The organism is Herbaspirillum autotrophicum, from assembly GCF_001189915.1.
Classification (GTDB): domain Bacteria; phylum Pseudomonadota; class Gammaproteobacteria; order Burkholderiales; family Burkholderiaceae_D; genus Herbaspirillum; species Herbaspirillum autotrophicum.
In genome coordinates this window covers 39,817-58,163 of sequence record NZ_LFLS01000029.1, presented here as the reverse complement: position 1 = coordinate 58,163, position 18,347 = coordinate 39,817, and the positions used below count along the sequence as shown (strand labels likewise).

The window sequence follows — 18,347 nt, the reverse complement described above, 5'->3', positions numbered from 1 at the left end:
CCCGAAAGGTATCGGCGCCTCGGTGCGGGCGCCTGCATGTGAATGAAAAATTATTTGATGACTGTTTTTGCCGATTTGATCAGGTCAGCCGACAACGTCACGCCTTGCTTTTGTGCGGCTGTCGTATTGACGAACAGTTCCAGCTTGCTGCTGGTGGCCGAAGCGATATCACCAGGCTTTTCGCCCTTGAGGATACGCGCCACCACCTTGCCGGTCTGACGACCCAGATCGTAGTAATTGACACCCAGAGCAGCAATCGCGCCGCGCTTGACGCTGTCGGTATCGGAAGCGATCAGCGGAATCTTGGCATCGTTGCCGACCTTGACCAGCGACTCATAAGCCGACACCACATTGTTATCAGTATTGGTATAGATCACGTCGACCTTGCCGATCAGACTCTTGGCTGCGGAGCCAACGTCCACCGTGCGCGGTGCTGCGGCTTCCACCAGCGAGATACCCGACTTCGACAGCAATTCCTTGAGGCTCTTGACCACCACGGCAGAATTGGCTTCACCCGGGTTGTACACCATGCCGACGCGCTTGACGCCAGGGATGATGCGCTTAATCAGGTCAACCTGCTTTTCCAGTTCCAGCAGATCGGAGACACCGGTCACGTTGCCGCCCGATGCTTTCCAGTCCTTGACCAGTTGCGCTGCGATCGGATCGGTAACGCCGGAATACACGACAGGAATAGTTTTGGTGGATGCCACCAGTGCCTGTGCCGACGGTGTGGCAATGGCCACGATCACATCCGGCTTGTCGCCAACGAACTTGCGGGCGATCTGCGCGGCTGTGCCCGTATTGCCCTGCGCGCTTTGATATTCCCACTTGAGATTCTTGCCGGCCTCGAAACCTTCAGCCTTGAGTTCATCCTTGACGCCGTCCCGGATCGCATCCAGTGCCGGATGTTCGACGATGGCGGTAACCGCAACTGATTTGTCGGCAGCCATGGCCGGCGCAGCACAAACAGCCGCCAGCGACAACACGCTCACCATGGTCCGCAACGACAATTTTTTCATATCGAACATGAAAGTCTCCCTCTAAATTTTGTGGATGCCAGCAAAAGACGACAAGTCTAGCCTACGGCCTGCCAACAATCAATTTGATAGATATATTCCCGCGGTCGCCGCCAGCCGGCCCGAAACCGTCATTTATCTGCTTATATCATTCAAAACTCATTATCTTCAGCGTTATTTGACCAATAACGCTTAACGGGCCGTGATCGCTGCCAACTGAGATATTTCACCGCCGCGGCTTTTTTCATCACGCCGGGTGCAATTGCTATAATCCAGCCGCCATGTCACTCACACTCCGCCTATTCTTTGCCCGCCTCGCCCTGTTCGGCATTTTTGCCAACATGGTCTTGCCGCCGGCTGCGCAAGCTGGTACTGACGTGGCAGCCATGGCTATTTGCAGCACCAGTGCCCCCCCCCCGGCCGGCGGACATGGCCCTTATTCCCTGTCGGCAAGTCATTGCCAGTATTGCCACGCCGGCAACCAGCCGCTGCCGGGCCTACCCAGTCACCAGCAATTACTGATCCCGGACCTGACGGTCAGGATCAGCCCGACGGCCAACCAGGAGTATGCTGCATCAAGCGTACAACGCGCGGACGCTCAGGCGCGCGCACCGCCCGCGCTGATGCTGCATGCCTGTCACACCGCCTGATACCGTTTAACGCAAAGCAATTCAAAGGATTCTTATGTCTCTCCGTCACATTCTCGGCCTCAGCGCCGCCCTGCTGCTGAGCGCTGCCGCCAGCGCTCATGAATACAAACTCGGCGATCTGTTGATCGGCCACCCTTATGCACGCGCTACCGTACCCGGCCAGCCATCGGGTGGTGCTTACCTGAGCATTGAAAACAAGGGCAAAAGCGCCGACAAACTGATCGGGGTCGCCTCGCCAGCCGCTAGGTCGACAGAAATCCACACCATGTCGATGGATGGCAATGTCATGAAAATGCGGGAAGTCGGCAGCATTGAAATCAAGCCGGCAGAAAAAATCGCGATGCAGCCGGGCAACGGCTATCACATCATGATGATCGGCCTGACCCAGCAATTGAAAGCCGGCGACAAGGTGCCAATGACGCTGACCTTTGAAAAGGCAGGCAAGGTGGATGTCACCGTCAATGTGGAAGACAAGACCGCCGGCAAGACCGACGAACACATGCATCATTGAGCGCAAGTTTCGCAGGCAATAAAAAAGCGGCGTGTCCGCTTTTTTATTGCCTGCGCATTCCTTGCATACCGATCGCGATTACTTCCTGACCTTGGCCAGCAACTTGGTGGTGGAACGGTCATGCTCGAATGCAATCGCAATCGCCTGTCCGCCATACGCCGCCACGGCCTGTCCTTCGGGAATCGCCGTCATGTCGTAATCACCGCCCTTGACGTAAATCTGCGGTTGCGCTTCCTGCACCACTTCCAGTGCCGTGTCTTCATCAAACGGCACCACCAGCGATACCGACTCCAGTGCGGCCAACACGGCCATGCGATCTTCACAGGTATTGATCGGCCGGTCGTCGCCCTTGCCCAGACGCCGCACGGACGCATCGGTATTGGCCGCCACCACCAGCGATGCGCCTTGGGCGCGCGCCTGCGCCAGATACGTCACGTGACCGCGATGCAAAATATCGAACACGCCATTGGTCAGCACCACCGGCTGCGGCAATGCCGCCACGCGTTCCTGCAACGTGGCGCGGGAACAAATTTTCTTTTCGAAATCAATCATGCAAGACCCATGAAAAAAAGCCGCAAATGCGGCTTTTGTTGAACACCAGCCGGACTCAGGCTGCTGCAGGTTGTGTCGCCGCGATACGCGCCACCACTTCCTTGCGATAACGATTCAATTCCTGCACCGTTTCAAAGGTACGCTCGAACAGCAGCGACATGTTGTGCAGAATACGGTCAACGACTTTCTTTTCCCACTCGCCGTCGAACTTGATCTGGGTATCGAGCCATTGCTCCAGCCATTCCGGATCAGGCAGGCGACTTTGCACCGTGTCGTTCGGGAACAATGCCTGATTGACGTGCAGATTGGTCGGATGCAGCGGCTTCTCGGTACGACGGGCCGACGCCATCAGCACGCCGATCTTGGCAAATGCTGCACGGGCAGTATCGCCGACTTCGTTGAGTGCCTTTTTCATGTAGCGCAGATACGCGCCGCCATGACGTGCTTCATCCTGACTGATGATCTTGTAGATCTGCTTGATGACTGGCTCGGTATGCCAGTCGGAGGCACACCGATACCAGTGATTGAGGCGAATTTCGCCGCAGAAGTGCATCATCAGCGTTTCCAGCGGCGGCGCCGGGTCGAACTCGAAGCGCACATTGTGCAACTCGGCTTCGGTCGGCACGAACTCCGGCTTGAAGCGGCGCAGATATTCCATCAGGACCAGCGAATGCTTTTGCTCTTCAAAGAACCAGACCGACATGAATGCAGAAAAGTCACTATCGCCGCGGTTATCACGCAAGAACATCTCGGTTGCGGGCAAGGCCGACCATTCGGTAATGGCATTCATCCGAATCGTTTGTGCCTGCTCGTCGGAGAGCATGGATGGATCGAACTTGTCCCAAGGAATATCTTTTTCCATGTTCCAACGGACTTGTTCAAGCGATTTAAACAGTTCTGGGTACAGCATTCTGACCTTGCCTAGTTGAGTTAAGTTGTTGATTCTACCAAGTTTTTTCCCCGCCTCATACTAAAGCGGGCAGATTTCATCATGATGACAAACGACAAATTCCCCGCGATTCGCCTGGAAGTGTTGTAGTTTTACGCCGTTCAGGAGGGCCTGGGCTTGCGCGATGCTGGCTTGGGATTCCCCGATTGTACAGCAGTCGATTTGGCGCGTGCTTTTGGCGAGGCGGCGGCCTTCGGTTTTGCCTTCGCGCCAGCGCTTGCCCTGGCCTTGGCCGGCGCTTTCGGTTTGACCTCGGGCTGGCTGGCATGATGGTCGGCCAGTGCATTGCCGACCGCTTGCTTGAACTGGTCCTGCAGCAAATTCCACCAGGCATTCGGATTGCCCATTGCCGCCTGGAAATCCGGAATCGGCGGCATCCCTGCCGCACTACTTTCGGCAGCGCCGGCATGATTGCCCGCCTCTGGCTGCGCCGCCGGAGTTTCCGGAGGCATCGGAAAATCCTCATCCTCTTCTTCGATTTCCGGTTCAGGTTCTTTCTGCGCGGCGCCGGCCGGCGCTGCGGAAGTCTTGGCCGTTTGCGGCGGCCAGGCCGGGAAACCGAACGACGGTGCGGCAGCAGGTTCGGCTGCGCCCGGCTGCGGCGTCAGGATTGCGCCCATCGCCTGCAAGGTCGAGAGCGTCGCGCTCTGCACTTCCATGGTCTGTATCGTGGCGCGCAACATGCTCATGTTCAGCTCAAGCCAGGAAGCCACGGTTTTCAGGTCCGCAATTTTCTTGTTGATTTCATCGACCGACAACGAGGGAATTCCCATCGCCGGCGCGCCCATGCCGCCCCACATTTTTTTCATGAATTCCAGTGTCTCGGCAACAGAACCTGCACCCGGCATATTGTTTTGGTTCAACATGAATATCTCCAATCTGCATCAAGAATTTGCGTGACAACTTGCACGGTAAATTTCGTTCAGCGCTCCACGCGTTGCATCTTGCAGGTCGTCGGCAAGGCGGTCTGCGCGGCCGGCACGTAACGCTCGGTCTTGAAGCCATAACCGCTGCCTTCGTTATCGAAACGTATGCCGCCGCCGTCCAGTTTTTGCATCACCGACACATACAACGGCTGGATCAGCTGGTGATCGGCAGCACGCATGGTGGCCTCATGGAAAGCATTCCGATAATGCGCTCCTTCCAGCGCCCGTGCAACTGCAATCGCGTCAGTGCTTTTGGCGGTTTCGATGGCTTTGGCCAGCATATCGATCATGACGTGCATGCGCATGTGTACATAATCATCCTTGGCCAGCGGATAACGCTTGCGAAACGCCTGATAAAAAGCATCACTCGGGGAGTCGCGCATGCCGGCACCGGCATTCGGGTGCCATTCCGCTACCGCGCGCACGGTGCCGACACCGGCATCGCCAATTGCGGCCGGCGCGCCCAGGCCGTTGGCATAAAAGGTATAGAACTTGGCTTTGAAACCGGCATCACGGGCGGCCTTCACCAGCAACGTGAGATCGTTGCCCCAGTTGCCGGTCACCACGGTGTCGGCACCGCTGCTGCGGATCTTGGCAATGTAAGGCGCAAAATCCTTGATCTTGCCGATCGGATGCAACTCTTCGCCGGCAATCACGATATCCGGACGTTTTTGCGCCAATTGCTCGCGCGCCGCCTTGGCCACCTGACGGCCGAAACTGTAATCCTGCCCGATCAGATAAACCCGCTTGGCGTTGGTATCGCCCTTGATCACTTCGGTCAATGCCTGCATGCGCATGTCGGCATTGGCATCAAAACGGAAATGCCAGAAACTGCATTTCTCATTGGTCAGCGCCGGGTCGACGGCGGAATAGTTGAGAAACAGCACGCGTTGTTGCGGTTCGCGCTGATTATGCTTGTTGACGGCATCGATCAGCGCCGCTGCCACCGCCGAGCTGTTGCCTTCGATCATGAACGGAATGCGCTGGTCGGTCAGTTGCCGGAACTGCACCAGCGAGTCTTCCACGCCCAACTTGTTATCAAATACCGTCAGTTGCAGCGGGTGCATGCCATCCGGCAATTTGACGCCGCCCTTGGCATTGATCAGATCGATGGAGAATTGAATATTGCGTTGTACCGCCTCACCGGCGTTGGCAAATGCGCCTGACATACCGTCGATCATGCCGATACGGATTGGCGCACCGGCCGGTGCTGCCGCCATCGCCGTGGCAGCAGTCAGAAGCAAGGCAACGGCCGGCAGCCGCTTGAGGGTAGGGAAAATTGTCATCGGCGAAAGTGAGGCCAGCGTTGAAAAAAACGCATTGTACGATGTTTGAAATGTGTTCTGGCAATCGCCGTGGCGGGCCGATACGTTTACACTGACGCCATGACCACAGCCCCCTCTGACCGACGACCACGACTGTGGCGCATCACGGCACTGATTGCAGTGACCGTGCTGCTGCATCTGCTCGTCATCAACTGGGGCGGCCGCCATATCCGGGTGCCGGCGCCGGCCGCGCTGCAGGAAAACACTATCAGCGTCAGCCTGCGCACGCCGCCGGCGCCTACCCAACCGGTATCATTGCCGGTGGCCAAGCCGGCAGTCAAACGCAAACCCAAGCCCAAGCCACAACCGCCAGCGCCAGCGCCGGTCGCCAGCGACACACTGGCCATCGCGACCACCACCAGCGCGGTCACCACCGATGACAAAGCAACTGCTGCTACCGAAGAAAGCGCCGACAGCGCAGAAAATACACCGGCAGACAAGGCCGACACCAGCGCCGCCGACACGCCGCCCAAAGCGGACACACCCGAAGCACCCGGCGGCACGCACTACACCGTCGATCCGCCGCCCCCGGCCTCACTGGAATACGACGTCCAGGCCACGTACAACAATATGGCAGTGCATGGCAGCGGCACCATTACCTGGAAAAGTGATGGCAGCCGCTACACCATCGAGGGCAAAGCAGAAGATTTCTTTTTTACCTTCCTGCGCTTTTCGAGCAGCGGCGACATCAATGAATTCGGCGTCGCGCCAGAGTTGTATACCGAGCAGCGGATCCGCAAATCCGCCACCAACACGCATTTCCACCGTGACCGCAAACAGATCAGCTTTTCCGCCTCCACCAATACCTACCCCAGTGTCGGCGGCGAACAAGACCGCGCCAGCGTCGTCTGGCAACTGGTTGCCATCGGCCGTGGCGATCCCGGGAAATTTGCGCCGGGGGCTACCATCGATCTGTTTGTCGCCGGTCCGCGCGACGGCGAGGTGTGGCGCATGCAAGTCATCGGCGAGGAAGATATCCGCGTCCCGGCCGGTCCTGCACGCGCCTGGCATGTGGTGCGGGTCCCGCGCCCCGGCTCGTATGAACAGCAGCTTGATATCTGGTTCGCGCCGCAACAGCAGTGGTATCCGTTGCGCCTGCGTTTCAGCGAAACCAACGGCGACTTTCTGGAAATGTCGCTGAGCAAGTTGAAAAGCCTGCCGCCCGGCACCTGAGCGTCCCATCCCGGGCAGATTTGCGTAAGTCCTGTAAACTAGAACCTTTGCTGCATTGGCCGGCGTGCCATGCAAGCTTCCCGGCAGCCGTTTCCGGCGCCCTGAACCGCCGTTTTTGATGGGACCACCATGACCCTGTTTCCCTCCGTATTCGCCCGCCTGGCATGCACCGCAATGATTGTTGTCGCCAGCAGCCAGGCCTTCGCCGCCGATGAACATCCGGCCGTCAAACGCAAGACCAGTCCGCCGCCATCGGCCGAACTGAATTATTCCATCGAAGCCAAGCAAAGCGGCCTGTCGCTCAAGGGCGAAGCACTGGTCAAATGGAACAATAACGGCAACAGCTACAGCGTAGTCGCGGAAACCCGCGCCATGTTGCTCGGGAAAATTCTGGATTCGAGCAGCGAAGGCGGCATCGACAGTTTTGGTCTGGCACCGAACAGTTTCGTGGAAAAGCGTTTGCGCCGTGAAGCCAGCACCACCACCTTCAATCGCGATGCCAAAACCATCGGCTTTTCGCAATCGGAGCAAAACTATCCCTTGCTGGGCGGTGAACAGGATCGCACCAGCATCACCTGGCAGTTGATCTCGGTGGCGCGCGCCAATGCCGCGCAATTCAAGAACGGTTCCGAATGGCAGTTCTTCGTCGCCGGTCCGCGCGATGCAGAACAGTGGACATTCAAGGTCGTCAACCGCGAAAAAATCAAAACCAAACTGGGTGAGCTCAATACGGTGCACATTTTCCGCGCACCACCGCCGGATGATCAGGGCCAAAAACTCGATATCTGGCTGGCACCGGGACAAGACTGGTATCCGGTCCGCCTGCGCTTTACCGATCCCGACGGCGACTTCATTGAACAAACGCTGGACGCCGTTACCAAGAAAAAATCCTGATGCAGAAAGTTTCCATGTCTTCTCCTACGCCAACCCTGCCGCACGGCGCCCTGGTCCTGTTCAGCGGCGGCCAGGATTCCACCACCTGCCTGGCCTGGGCATTGCAACACTACAACAAGGTGGAAACCATCGGTTTCGACTATGGTCAGCGGCATGCCATCGAATTGCAGGTACGACCTTCCCTGCTGCAGCAAATGCGCGGCTTTTCCGCTGACTGGGATACCCGTCTCGGCGAAGATCACATGATCGACCTGTCGCTGATCAGCGCCATCTCGGATACCGCGCTGACCAGCGACGTCGCCATCACCATGCAAGACAACGGCTTGCCCAATACCTTCGTGCCCGGCCGCAATCTGTTGTTCATGACGGTCGCTGCCACGGTGGCGTATCGTCGTGGTCTGGACGTACTGGTAGGCGGCATGTGCGAAACCGATTTTTCGGGCTATCCGGATTGCCGCGACGACACGATGAAAGCCTTGCAGGTCGCCCTCAATCTGGGCATGGCCACGCGCCTGAAAGTTGAAACGCCGCTGATGTGGATCGATAAGGCAGCCACCTGGCGGCTGGCGCAGGAGATTGGCGGTCAGGCGCTGGTCGACCTGATCCGCGCCGACACCCACACCTGCTATCTCGGTGAACGCGGCGCCTTGCATGACTGGGGTTATGGCTGCGGCACCTGTCCCGCCTGTGATTTGCGCGCCCGTGGCTACCGGCAATTTGTGGCCCGGGCCTGACGCCAACGCGGCAAACGACGGGCGAAAAAAAACGGCAGAATGATCTGCCGTTTTTTTATGCCTTGCCGGAGAAGCAATCAGTACCCGGTCAGAACAATTCGTTCTTGACCTGATTCTTGGCCTTTTCTTCTTCCGGCGTCTGACCGCCGCGATCTCCCATGCCAAGATCATGCACGCTGGCGCTTGGCGGATATTCCGAGTAGTAGTATTCGCCATTCACTTCCAGCAAACCGGCCGGCACGGTACGGTCCACCATCGGCGCATCTTTCAAGGCTTTCTGCATGTAACTGATCCAGATCGGCAATGCCAGACCGCCACCGGTTTCACGATCGCCGAGACTCTTCGGCTGGTCGTAGCCCATCCAGGCAATCGCCACCAGCTTCGGTTGATAACCGGCGAACCAGGCGTCCAGAGAATCATTGGTGGTACCCGTCTTGCCGGCCAGATCGGTCCGCTTGAGCGCCATCGCCTTGACCGCCGTACCGTGCTTGACGACGTCACGCAGCATGCTGTCCATGACAAACGCGTTGCGCGGATCGATGACGCGGTTGGCTTCATCACCGGCCTTGTCAGGCTGCGCCTGCGACAAGATATTGCCGTTGTTGTCAGTGATCTTCGAGATCAGATAAGGATTGGTTTTGAAGCCGCCGTTGGCAAATACCGAATACGCTCCCACCATCTGCAACGGCGTCACGGCACCGGCACCAAGCGCCAGCGTCAGGTACGGCGGATTCTTGTCGGCATCGAAACCGAAACGCGTAATGTACTCTTGCGCATACTTGACGCCGACCCGTTCCAGAATCCGGATCGACACCAGATTGATCGATTTCTGCAAGGCGCGGCGCATCGAGATCGGCCCCTCGAACTTGCCGCCGTAATTCTTCGGTTGCCAGACCTGGCCGCCGGTTTGGGTGAACGTCAGCGGTGCATCATTGATGATGGTCGCCGGCGACAAACCCTTTTCCAGCGACGACGAATAAATGAACGGCTTGAATGATGAGCCCGGCTGACGCCATGCTTGCGTGACGTGATTGAACTTGTTGCGATTGAAATCGAAACCGCCCACCAGCGCCCGGATTGCACCGTCTTCAGGATTGACCGAAACGAACGCCGATTCGACTTCCGGCATTTGCGTGATCATCCAGTTCTTGCCATCCTGGAAAACGCGGATGATGGCGCCGCGCTTGATGCGTTTTTGCGGCGGCGCTTTTTCGCTGAGCAAATTGGTGGCAAACCCGAGGCCGCTGCCGGAAATCCGGATTTCGTCACCGGTGGCCAGCACTGCCACGATTTCTTTCGGCGCTGCTTCCAGCACCACGGCGGCTACCAGATCATCGCTGTCCGGATGATCCGCCAACTCGGTTTCGATTGCATCGTCGGCCTCTTCCTTGGAAGTGGTCGGGATTTCCATGTAGCCTTCCGGACCGCGATAACCGTGACGTCGTTCGTAATCAATGATGCCCCGGCGCAAAGCCAGGTAAGCAGCGTCCTGATCCGCCTTGGTAATCGTAGTGAACACATTCAGGCCACGGTTATAGGTATCTTCCTTGAACTGCGCATACACCAGCTGCCGCGCCATTTCGGATACATACTCGGCATGCACGCCGAACGCGGTGCTGTCGGTCTTGATCTTGAGCTGCTCATCCTTGGCTTGCAGATATTGCTGGTCAGTGATGTAACCGAGCTGACGCATGCGCAACAGGATGTATTGCTGACGCGCATTGGCGCGCTTCGGATTGACCACCGGATTGTAGGCCGACGGCGCTTTCGGCAAACCGGCCAGCATCGCGGCTTCGGCAATCGTCAGCTCCTTGAGTTGCTTGCCGAAATAAATCTGGGCGGCCGAAGCGAAACCATAGGCGCGCTGTCCCAGATAAATCTGGTTCATGTACACCTCAAGAATCTGATCCTTGGTCAGGTTGCTTTCGATTTTCCAGGCCAGCGGAATTTCATACAAGAATTTGCGGGACGCTTTTTGCAGGAAGGTCGGCTCATTGCTGGTCAGGAAGAAATTGCGGGCGACCTGCTGGGTAATCGTACTGGCACCGCCACCGCCGCCAGAGAGATTGGAAAACGTGGCGCGGATGATGCCTTGATAATCGACGCCGCCATGTTCGTAGAAACGGTCATCCTCAATCGCCAGCACGGCCTTCTTCATCAAGTCAGGAATATCCTTGATGTGCACCAGATTGCGGCGCTCTTCGCCGAACTCACCAATCAGCACCCCATCGGCCGAAAACACCCGCAGCGGGATCTTGGGCCGGTAATCGGTCAGCGAATCGAGATCCGGCAGCTTGGGATAAGCCAGCGTCACCACAAAGCCGAGCACCAGCACGCCCATCAAGACCATCGCCACCACTACCCCGATACAGGCTAGCAAGACACGCAGCGCCGGATGCAGGCGTTTCGGTGTTGGTTTTTCGGATTTGTTGCTGACAGTTTCGGGGGAAGACATGCGCTGGGAGAGGGAATTCAAAATAACAATCACCGCATTATAGCGGCTTGCACCGGGACGGGCTCCATTTCAGCCCCCCCTCTGCCTGCTCAGAAAGCGTTGCCGGCCATAAGTTTCGAACGATGTGTTGCAAATAGGAGAAATAACTTTCGGGCCACACTGTTTACACAGAGCAACAAACATTGCTAGGATTGATTGCAAATATAACAACTTTTCAATACCTCTCTCCCAAGACCGGCTGCAGCATACCCATCCAATTTCGTCAGGCACTACCTTGCACCGTATTCAGGAGAAATTGTCTTGGCCCTTGATTTGACCTCCCTCTTCAATCGCAGGCATCCGGCGCTGATCGGACTGGATATCGGCACCAGTTCCGTCAAACTGGTCGAACTGACCTCGCGCTCGCCGCAACAATTCCGGCTTGAGCGTTACGCCACCGAGCCATTGGCGCGCGGCGCCATCGTCGACGGCAATATCGAACACCTGGATCAGGTCGCCGACGCCGTACGGCGTCTCTGGAAAAAAAGCCGCTCTCATGCACGTCATGTCGCCATCGGGATTCCGTCGCCATCGGTCATCACCAAAAAATTGCGACTGCCAGCCGGTTTGCCGGAGGCGCAACTGGCGATGCAGGTAGAGGCGGCGGCGGCCCAGTATCTGCCATTTCCCATCAACGAAATCCGGCTCGACTTCGATATCATCGGCCCGCATGGCGACGATGAAATCGATGTCTTGCTGGCAGTCGCCCGCGCCGAAAAAATCGATGATCGCGTCGCCATTATCGAAGCCATTGGCCTCAAACCGCGTGTAGCCGATATCGATACCTTCGCCGCCCAGGCCGCGCTGATGCGCCGGCAAGACGCTCTCCAGCCGCCGGCAACGACGGCGTTATTGCAGATTCGCTCACAGTACAGCCATCTGTCGCTGCTGAGCGGTACCGAAGTGCTGTATGAGCGCGAACATAATTTCGGCAGCCTGCAACTGACCCAAGCCATCATGCGCACCTACGATTTCCCGCAAGATATTGCGGAGAGCCGGAAGATCGCCGCCGACCTGCCCGCAGATTATCAGGCGCGGGTGTTGCAACCCTATCTCGACAGCACCGTGCTGGAAATTGCGCGCGCCATGCAATTGCTGCACAGCTCAGCCCAGTGCAATCAGGCCGACCGCTTGCTGCTGTCCGGCGGCGGCGCACTGACACCGGGACTGGCGGCCGCAGTACAAGCGCATACCCGGATTCCCACCATGCTGGTCAACCCGTTTCACGACATGCAACTGGCCAACCATATCCCGGCGGCGCAACTGCAACGCAACGCAGCGTCGTACCTGATCGCCTGCGGCCTCGCCATGAGGAGATTCGACCATTGATCAAAATCAATCTGCTGCCGCATCGCGAACGCAAACGCCGGCAACGCCAGCAACAGTTCTACATGATGCTGACGCTGTGCGCGATGGCCGGCGTCCTGACGATTCTGCTGATCGGTGCCGTCATCGCGCAACAGATCGCCGCCAAACGCGCGCTCAATCAAATGATCCAGACCGAAGTCGAAAAACTGAATATGGAAATCGCGCAAATTTCCGACATCCGGGTGCAGATTGCCACGCTGCAGGCGCGTCAGCAAACCGTCGAAAATCTGCAATGGGAACAGAATGCCCCGGTCTATCTGCTGGAAGAACTGGCGCGCCTGACACCGGACGACGTACAACTGCGCAATCTGAAACAGACGCAGCAACGCGTTACGTTGCGAGGGCGCGCGCCAAGCGGCGAACGGGTGTCCGAATTCATGCGCAATCTGGGTGCTCAGGCGCGCTGGCTGGAACAGCCGGAATTGATCGAACTGCGCGCCAGCACAACCGATGGCGGCAAACCGGGCTATGACTTTACGCTCGCGGTCAATGCCAGAAAGTTCAGCGCCGCTCCGCCCAACGCACCATGACAAAGAAATCACCATGACACTTCCTGATTTCTCCTCACTGGCTGCGCAATTTCGTGACATCGATATGCGCACGCCCGGCCAGTGGCCCCGTGCCCCGCGGATAACTGCCGGCAGTATCGTGTTATGCATCGTGCTGCTGCTCGGCTGGTATTTTTACTGGAGCGACCAAATGCGCGGACTGGCCGAAGTCGAAGCACAAAAGATTTCGCTCAAAAAAGAATATGCAGAAAAAATGAAGCTCGCCATCAGCAGCCATTTTCTGACCAAACAAAAGCACCAGATCGAAACCCACGTGCTCAACCTGGAACGACAACTTCCCAACGAAGAAGAGATGGATGCGCTGCTGACTGAAATAAATCTGGCCGGCATGCGGCGTCAGCTCCGCTTCGAATTGTTTCGCCCCGGACCGGCCACGGTCAGGGAGTATTACGCAGAGCTGCCCATAGAAATCAAAATCAGCGGCACGTACGCCAATCTGGCGACGTTCATGGCGGATCTGGCCGACATTCCGCGTATCGTCACCATGACGGATATTCATTTGCAGGGCGACGACAAAAATGCCGCGCTGACACTGGATGCCAACGCCCGGACCTATCGTTATCTGACGGCGCGCGAAATCGCGGCCAAACAAACCGCGGCCCAGCCCAGTATCAAATCCACGCCGGGCCGGCCATCATGAATACCGTCCGTTTCCTGCGCCATGCCTGGCGGGCCAGTGCCGCCGTCACCTTCGGCGCGGTATCCACGCTCACATTAAGCGGCTGCAATCAGCAAGACGAAAAGATCGCCATCGCCGACTGGCTGGAAACGACCCGCCGCAACACGCCGATCGTCTTCACGCATTTGCCGGAGCCGGAACATTTCATGCCGCACCCCTACACCCTTGACGCCGATATCGATCCATTCAGCCGTCAGCGCGGCCAACGGGCGGCACCGGCACTCACGCCGGCCGCCAGCATTGCCGCCGATATCAGACGCACACGCAGCGCGCTGGAAGCATTTCCGCTGGACAGCATCGTCATGGTTGGCGTCATTTCGAAACCCGGACTGAGTTATGCCTTGCTGCAAGTCGAACGACGCATCTATCCGGTCCGGGTTGGCGACTATCTGGGAACCGATCTCGGACGCATAGAGCGTATCACCGGGGCCGGCATTGAATTGCGCGAGAACGTGATCGGCACCGATGGTCAATGGACAGAGCGCACGGTACATCTGGCACTGCAGAGAGAGAAAAAATGAGACATTTTATTTTCCCGTCAAGCCCCCGACTCACCGGTTTCAGGCGCTTACCGGTCCTGCGCCATCTGCTGCCGCTGCTGCTGTTCCTGCTATCCGCACCGGGTCTGGCGCAAGAAAACATGATCGAGACAATCAAGGCATCGCAACAAGGCAGTGATGTACTGCTGCGTATCAGTACACAGACACCGCTGTCCGAGGTGCCGCCACATTTCTTCATTGCTGAACCGGCACGCATCGTGCTCGATTTCAACAATACCGCTACCGCCACCGGGCAAGCCTCGCGCAAGCTCGATCTGGGGGTACTGAAAAGCTATCACGTCGTACAGTCGGAACAACGTGCACGCATGGTGCTCAACGTAGCGCGCGAGGCCAGTTATGCGCCCTCGCTGGACCGCGGCGATCTGGTGCTGCGCATTTCACCGGCGGCAGCGCTGCCGCCGGGTGTCACGCCTGACGCTGAACGCGCAATGATCGGCAGTATCGATTTTCGGCGCGGCGAACAAAACGCCGGACAAATCATCGTGCAATTGCCGTCCTCCTCGACCCGCCTTGCGGTCAAACGCCAGAATGACCGTCTCGTTGCCGATCTGTTTGACGTCGGCTTGCCACCGCATGTGCAGCGACAACTGGACGTCAGCGATTTCGGCACCGCAGTACGTGCAGTCAATATTGCCGCCGAGGGTCACGATGTCCGGATGCAGATCGAACCCCAAGGGCGCTGGGAATATCACGCCTATCAGCGCGACAAGGAACTGCTGATCGAAGTCCGCACGCTGGCGGAAACGCCGGCTGCGGCCAACGGCGAGCCACAGGAATTCAGCGGTGAAAAATTATCGCTGGATTTCCAGAACATCGATGTGCGAGCGGTACTGCAAGTCATCGCCGATTTCAGCGGCATCAACATCATCACCAGTGACAGCGTCAACGGCAACGTCACTTTGCTGCTCAAAAGCGTGCCTTGGGATCAGGCGCTGGATCTGGTCATGCGTTCCAAGAATCTGGCCATGCGCAAAAGCGGCAACGTCATGTGGATCGCACCACACGAGGAATTGATTACCAAGGAGCGGCTGGAACTGGAGCAGAAATCACTGATTGCCGATCTGGCACCGCTGCGCGCGGAAGTATTTCAACTCAACTATCAGAAAGCCGATGTCTTCCGCAAAGTGTTCGGCATCGGTGACGACGGCGGCGTCAGCGCCGAACGCAAGCACGGTATCCTGTCCAAACGCGGCAGTGCAATGGTGGATCAACGCACCAACCAATTGTTTGTGACGGACAATCCGACCGTCTTGCACAATATCCGCAAACTGCTGGACAAGATCGATATTCCGTCACGCCAGGTATTGATCGAAGCACGCATCGTCGAAGCCGACGATGGTTTCAGCCGCAATCTGGGAGTACGTCTGGGATTCTCGGGCAAGACCGGGCGCGCTGCCGTGGGCAATTCCTACAACAGCGTCGGCGAAGCGTCGGGACAGACCGCGGCCAGCAACACCAGCTACACCAGCAGCCAGGCAGTCAACCTGCCGGCAGCCGCCATCTCCGGCGTCAATGCCGCCAGCTTTGCCCTGAGCCTGTTCAATGCCGGCGCCAACCGTTTTCTCAACCTGGAACTGTCGGCACTGGAAGCCGACGGCAAAGGCAAGATCATTTCCAGTCCGCGGGTGGTCACCGCCGATCAGCAAGCGGCGCTGATCGAACAGGGCGAAGAACTTCCCTACCAGCAAGCCACCAGCAGCGGTGCCACCGCCACCACATTCAGAAAAGCCAATCTGAAACTGGAAGTCACACCGCAGATTACGCCGGATGGCAAAGTGATTCTGGCCGTCGATGTCAACAAAGACAGTCGCGGCATCGATACCCGCAACGGCCTTGCCATCAACACCAAACACGTCAAGACCCAGGTCCAGGTGGAAAACGGCGGTACGGTAGTGATTGGCGGCATCTATACCCAGGAACATCAGACCAGCGTCTCCAAAGTCCCGCTGTTGGGCGACATTCCGGTACTGGGGGCACTCTTCCGGCATACCAGCAGAAGCGACAAGAAAACCGAACTGCTGATCTTTCTGACCCCCAAAATCGTCGGCGAATACGACTTGCCGCACTGAATTCACGCTTCCCGGCAGCCGCCCAATGCCGGCTGCCGCCTTTGCCGCTCACATCTTTTTCCCGGGAAAAGCGCAACAAACGGTAAAATCGTCTGTTACGGCCCAGTCCCGGAACCAGATCGCAAATAAAAAAATCGCCTGCGACCGGAGACACGGCAAATAATTTAATTTCTCGCAGCGAATAATTGTCATATGAGCGGAAGCATTTTCCTTGTCGGTCTGATGGGCGCAGGCAAGACAACCATCGGCCGTGCCCTGGCGAAAAAACTGAACAAGCGCTTCATCGATTCCGACCACGAAATCGAAGCGCGCACCGGCACCACCATCCCCGTCATCTTTGAGATCGAAGGCGAGGAAAGCTTTCGCAAGCGCGAAGCGGAAATCATTCGCGAATTGAGCGCGTTGCCCGACGTGGTACTGGCCACCGGCGGCGGCGCGATATTGCATCCGGAAACCCGGACCTGTCTGAAAAACCGCGGCACCGTCATTTATTTGCGCGCCGGCATCAATCAGATTTTGCAGCGCACCGGGCGCGACAAGAACCGGCCGCTGCTGCAAACCGCCGATCCGCGCAGAAAGCTGGAAGAATTATCGCGTCAGCGCGACCCCTACTATCGCGAAGTGGCGCACTTCATCGTTGAAACCGGCCGCCCCAATGTGCAGTTTCTGGTGCAAGCCATACTCAGTCAACTGGAACTGGCGCCCAATCCGATCACCGCAACGCCGGCCCCGGCCAGCGCAATGACCCAATCGCATTTTTCTTTCGAGTCCACCATGAATGCAGCCCCATCCTCTGCCATCGCATTGCAAGTCGAACTGGGCGAGCGCAGCTATCCGATCACCATTGGTCATCAATTGCTGGACAATCCGGAACTGCTGACGCGCCATATTCACGGCAAGCGCGTCGCCATCGTCACCAACGATATCGTCGGTCCGTTGTATCTGGAACGCGTCAGCTCCTTGCTGCGCGCGGCCGGCAAACAAGTGACCGAAATCGTGCTGCCGGACGGCGAAGGGGAAAAGAACTGGGCCAGCCTGATGAAAATATTCGACGTCCTGCTGGCGGAACAATGCGACCGCAAGACCACCCTGGTCGCTCTCGGCGGTGGCGTCATCGGCGACCTGACCGGTTTCGCAGCAGCGTCTTACATGCGCGGCGTGCCATTCGTGCAAGTGCCGACCACCCTGCTGTCACAGGTCGATTCTTCAGTTGGCGGCAAAACCGGCATCAACCATCCGCTCGGCAAGAACATGATCGGCGCGTTTTACCAGCCGCAAGCCGTGCTTGCCGACACCGCCACGCTGCATACGCTGCCGCCGCGCGAACTGGCGGCCGGCCTGGCAGAAGTCATCAAGCATGGCGCCATCATCGACGCCCCGTACTTCGACTGGATTGAAGCCAATATCGAACAACTGGTGGCGCGCGACAACGCCGCGCTGGCTTATGCCATCAAACGCTCCTGCGAAATCAAGGCCGAAGTGGTGCGCCAGGATGAGCGCGAAGGCGGCTTGCGCGCCATTCTCAATTTCGGCCATACCTTTGGCCACGCCATCGAAAACGGTTTGGGATATGGTCAATGGCTGCATGGCGAAGCGGTTGGCTGCGGCATGATCATGGCCGCCGATCTGTCGCTCCGGCTGGGCTTCATCGATGCCGCCGCCAAAGCGCGTCTGAGTGCACTGGTCAAGGCTGCCGGCTTGCCGACCATGGCGCCGGATCTGGGGCAGGAACGCTGGCTGGAACTGATGCAGGTCGACAAGAAAAATGAAGGTGGCGAAATCAAGTTCATTCTGATCAAGCCGCTGGGCACACCACTGATTACGCACGCGCCACAAGAAATCCTGCTCCAGACCATTGCTGCCTGCATAGAAAGATGA

At 57.8% G+C, this 18,347-nt stretch carries 17 protein-coding genes; 11 read left to right on the top strand and 6 right to left on the bottom strand.

Annotated features, from left to right (window positions below):
• Nucleotides 1–50 precede the first annotated feature (50 nt).
• Nucleotides 51–1,019 carry an ABC transporter substrate-binding protein gene (locus tag AKL27_RS19985; RefSeq protein ID WP_157057021.1) on the bottom strand — a complete coding sequence of 323 codons (969 nt, stop codon included), beginning with the start codon at nt 1,017–1,019 and terminating at the stop codon, nt 51–53.
• Between the two features lie 278 nt (nt 1,020–1,297).
• Between AKL27_RS19985 and AKL27_RS19980 the strand changes: the two genes are divergently transcribed.
• Both AKL27_RS19980 and AKL27_RS19975 read left to right on the top strand, forming a co-directional pair.
• Nucleotides 1,298–1,666 carry a hypothetical protein gene (locus tag AKL27_RS19980; protein ID WP_050464622.1) on the top strand — a complete coding sequence of 123 codons (369 nt, stop codon included), beginning with the start codon at nt 1,298–1,300 and terminating at the stop codon, nt 1,664–1,666.
• Between the two features lie 34 nt (nt 1,667–1,700).
• Complete coding sequence (locus AKL27_RS19975; RefSeq protein ID WP_050464621.1) at nt 1,701–2,177, top strand: copper chaperone PCu(A)C; 477 nt, start codon at nt 1,701–1,703, stop codon at nt 2,175–2,177.
• Between the two features lie 78 nt (nt 2,178–2,255).
• Here AKL27_RS19975 and rfaE2 read toward each other — a convergent pair whose 3' ends face one another.
• From rfaE2 to AKL27_RS19955, 4 genes are all read right to left on the bottom strand, one after another.
• Nucleotides 2,256–2,729 carry a D-glycero-beta-D-manno-heptose 1-phosphate adenylyltransferase gene (gene rfaE2 / locus AKL27_RS19970; protein ID WP_050464620.1) on the bottom strand — a complete coding sequence of 158 codons (474 nt, stop codon included), beginning with the start codon at nt 2,727–2,729 and terminating at the stop codon, nt 2,256–2,258.
• A 55-nt stretch (nt 2,730–2,784) separates the two neighbouring features.
• On the bottom strand, nt 2,785–3,639 hold the full coding sequence (locus AKL27_RS19965; RefSeq protein ID WP_050464619.1) for a diiron oxygenase: 855 nt from the start codon (nt 3,637–3,639) through the stop codon (nt 2,785–2,787).
• Nucleotides 3,640–3,779: 140 nt separating this feature from the next.
• Nucleotides 3,780–4,544 carry a PhaM family polyhydroxyalkanoate granule multifunctional regulatory protein gene (locus AKL27_RS19960; RefSeq protein ID WP_050464618.1) on the bottom strand — a complete coding sequence of 255 codons (765 nt, stop codon included), beginning with the start codon at nt 4,542–4,544 and terminating at the stop codon, nt 3,780–3,782.
• Nucleotides 4,545–4,600: 56 nt separating this feature from the next.
• Complete coding sequence (locus AKL27_RS19955; protein WP_050464617.1) at nt 4,601–5,890, bottom strand: branched-chain amino acid ABC transporter substrate-binding protein; 1,290 nt, start codon at nt 5,888–5,890, stop codon at nt 4,601–4,603.
• A 99-nt stretch (nt 5,891–5,989) separates the two neighbouring features.
• Here AKL27_RS19955 and AKL27_RS19950 point away from each other — a divergent pair, with 99 nt between their 5' ends.
• The 3 genes from AKL27_RS19950 to queC all read left to right on the top strand — a co-directional run bounded on the left by AKL27_RS19950 (nt 5,990) and on the right by queC (nt 8,730).
• Nucleotides 5,990–7,102, top strand: coding sequence for a DUF3108 domain-containing protein (locus AKL27_RS19950; protein ID WP_050464616.1), 1,113 nt, complete (start codon nt 5,990–5,992; stop codon nt 7,100–7,102).
• 129 nt (nt 7,103–7,231) lie between these two features.
• Nucleotides 7,232–7,996, top strand: coding sequence for a DUF3108 domain-containing protein (locus AKL27_RS19945; RefSeq protein ID WP_050464615.1), 765 nt, complete (start codon nt 7,232–7,234; stop codon nt 7,994–7,996).
• 14 nt (nt 7,997–8,010) lie between these two features.
• The gene (gene queC, locus AKL27_RS19940) at nt 8,011–8,730 is read left to right on the top strand and encodes a 7-cyano-7-deazaguanine synthase QueC (RefSeq protein ID WP_050464657.1); all 720 of its coding nucleotides are present in this window, start codon (nt 8,011–8,013) and stop codon (nt 8,728–8,730) included.
• Nucleotides 8,731–8,818: 88 nt separating this feature from the next.
• Here queC and AKL27_RS19935 read toward each other — a convergent pair whose 3' ends face one another.
• Nucleotides 8,819–11,185 carry a penicillin-binding protein 1A gene (locus AKL27_RS19935; protein WP_232311045.1) on the bottom strand — a complete coding sequence of 789 codons (2,367 nt, stop codon included), beginning with the start codon at nt 11,183–11,185 and terminating at the stop codon, nt 8,819–8,821.
• 300 nt (nt 11,186–11,485) lie between these two features.
• Here AKL27_RS19935 and pilM point away from each other — a divergent pair, with 300 nt between their 5' ends.
• The 6 genes from pilM to aroKB all read left to right on the top strand — a co-directional run bounded on the left by pilM (nt 11,486) and on the right by aroKB (nt 18,347).
• On the top strand, nt 11,486–12,553 hold the full coding sequence (gene pilM, locus AKL27_RS19930) for a type IV pilus assembly protein PilM (RefSeq protein WP_050464614.1): 1,068 nt from the start codon (nt 11,486–11,488) through the stop codon (nt 12,551–12,553).
• Entirely contained in the window at nt 12,550–13,122 is a 573-nt protein-coding gene (locus AKL27_RS19925) for a PilN domain-containing protein (RefSeq protein ID WP_050464613.1), read from the top strand. Before pilM ends, AKL27_RS19925 begins: the two co-directional genes overlap by 4 nt.
• A 13-nt stretch (nt 13,123–13,135) precedes the next feature.
• Nucleotides 13,136–13,801: a type IV pilus inner membrane component PilO gene (locus AKL27_RS19920; RefSeq protein WP_050464612.1), complete on the top strand. Its 666-nt coding sequence runs from the start codon at nt 13,136–13,138 to the stop codon at nt 13,799–13,801.
• On the top strand, nt 13,798–14,361 hold the full coding sequence (locus AKL27_RS19915) for a pilus assembly protein PilP (protein ID WP_050464611.1): 564 nt from the start codon (nt 13,798–13,800) through the stop codon (nt 14,359–14,361). The genes AKL27_RS19920 and AKL27_RS19915 overlap by 4 nt, the downstream gene beginning before the upstream one ends.
• On the top strand, nt 14,358–16,469 hold the full coding sequence (gene pilQ / locus AKL27_RS19910; protein ID WP_050464610.1) for a type IV pilus secretin PilQ: 2,112 nt from the start codon (nt 14,358–14,360) through the stop codon (nt 16,467–16,469). The genes AKL27_RS19915 and pilQ overlap by 4 nt, the downstream gene beginning before the upstream one ends.
• A 192-nt stretch (nt 16,470–16,661) precedes the next feature.
• Nucleotides 16,662–18,347 (top strand): bifunctional shikimate kinase/3-dehydroquinate synthase AroKB, encoded by a 1,686-nt coding sequence (gene aroKB / locus AKL27_RS19905; RefSeq protein ID WP_050464609.1) that lies wholly within the window; start codon nt 16,662–16,664, stop codon nt 18,345–18,347.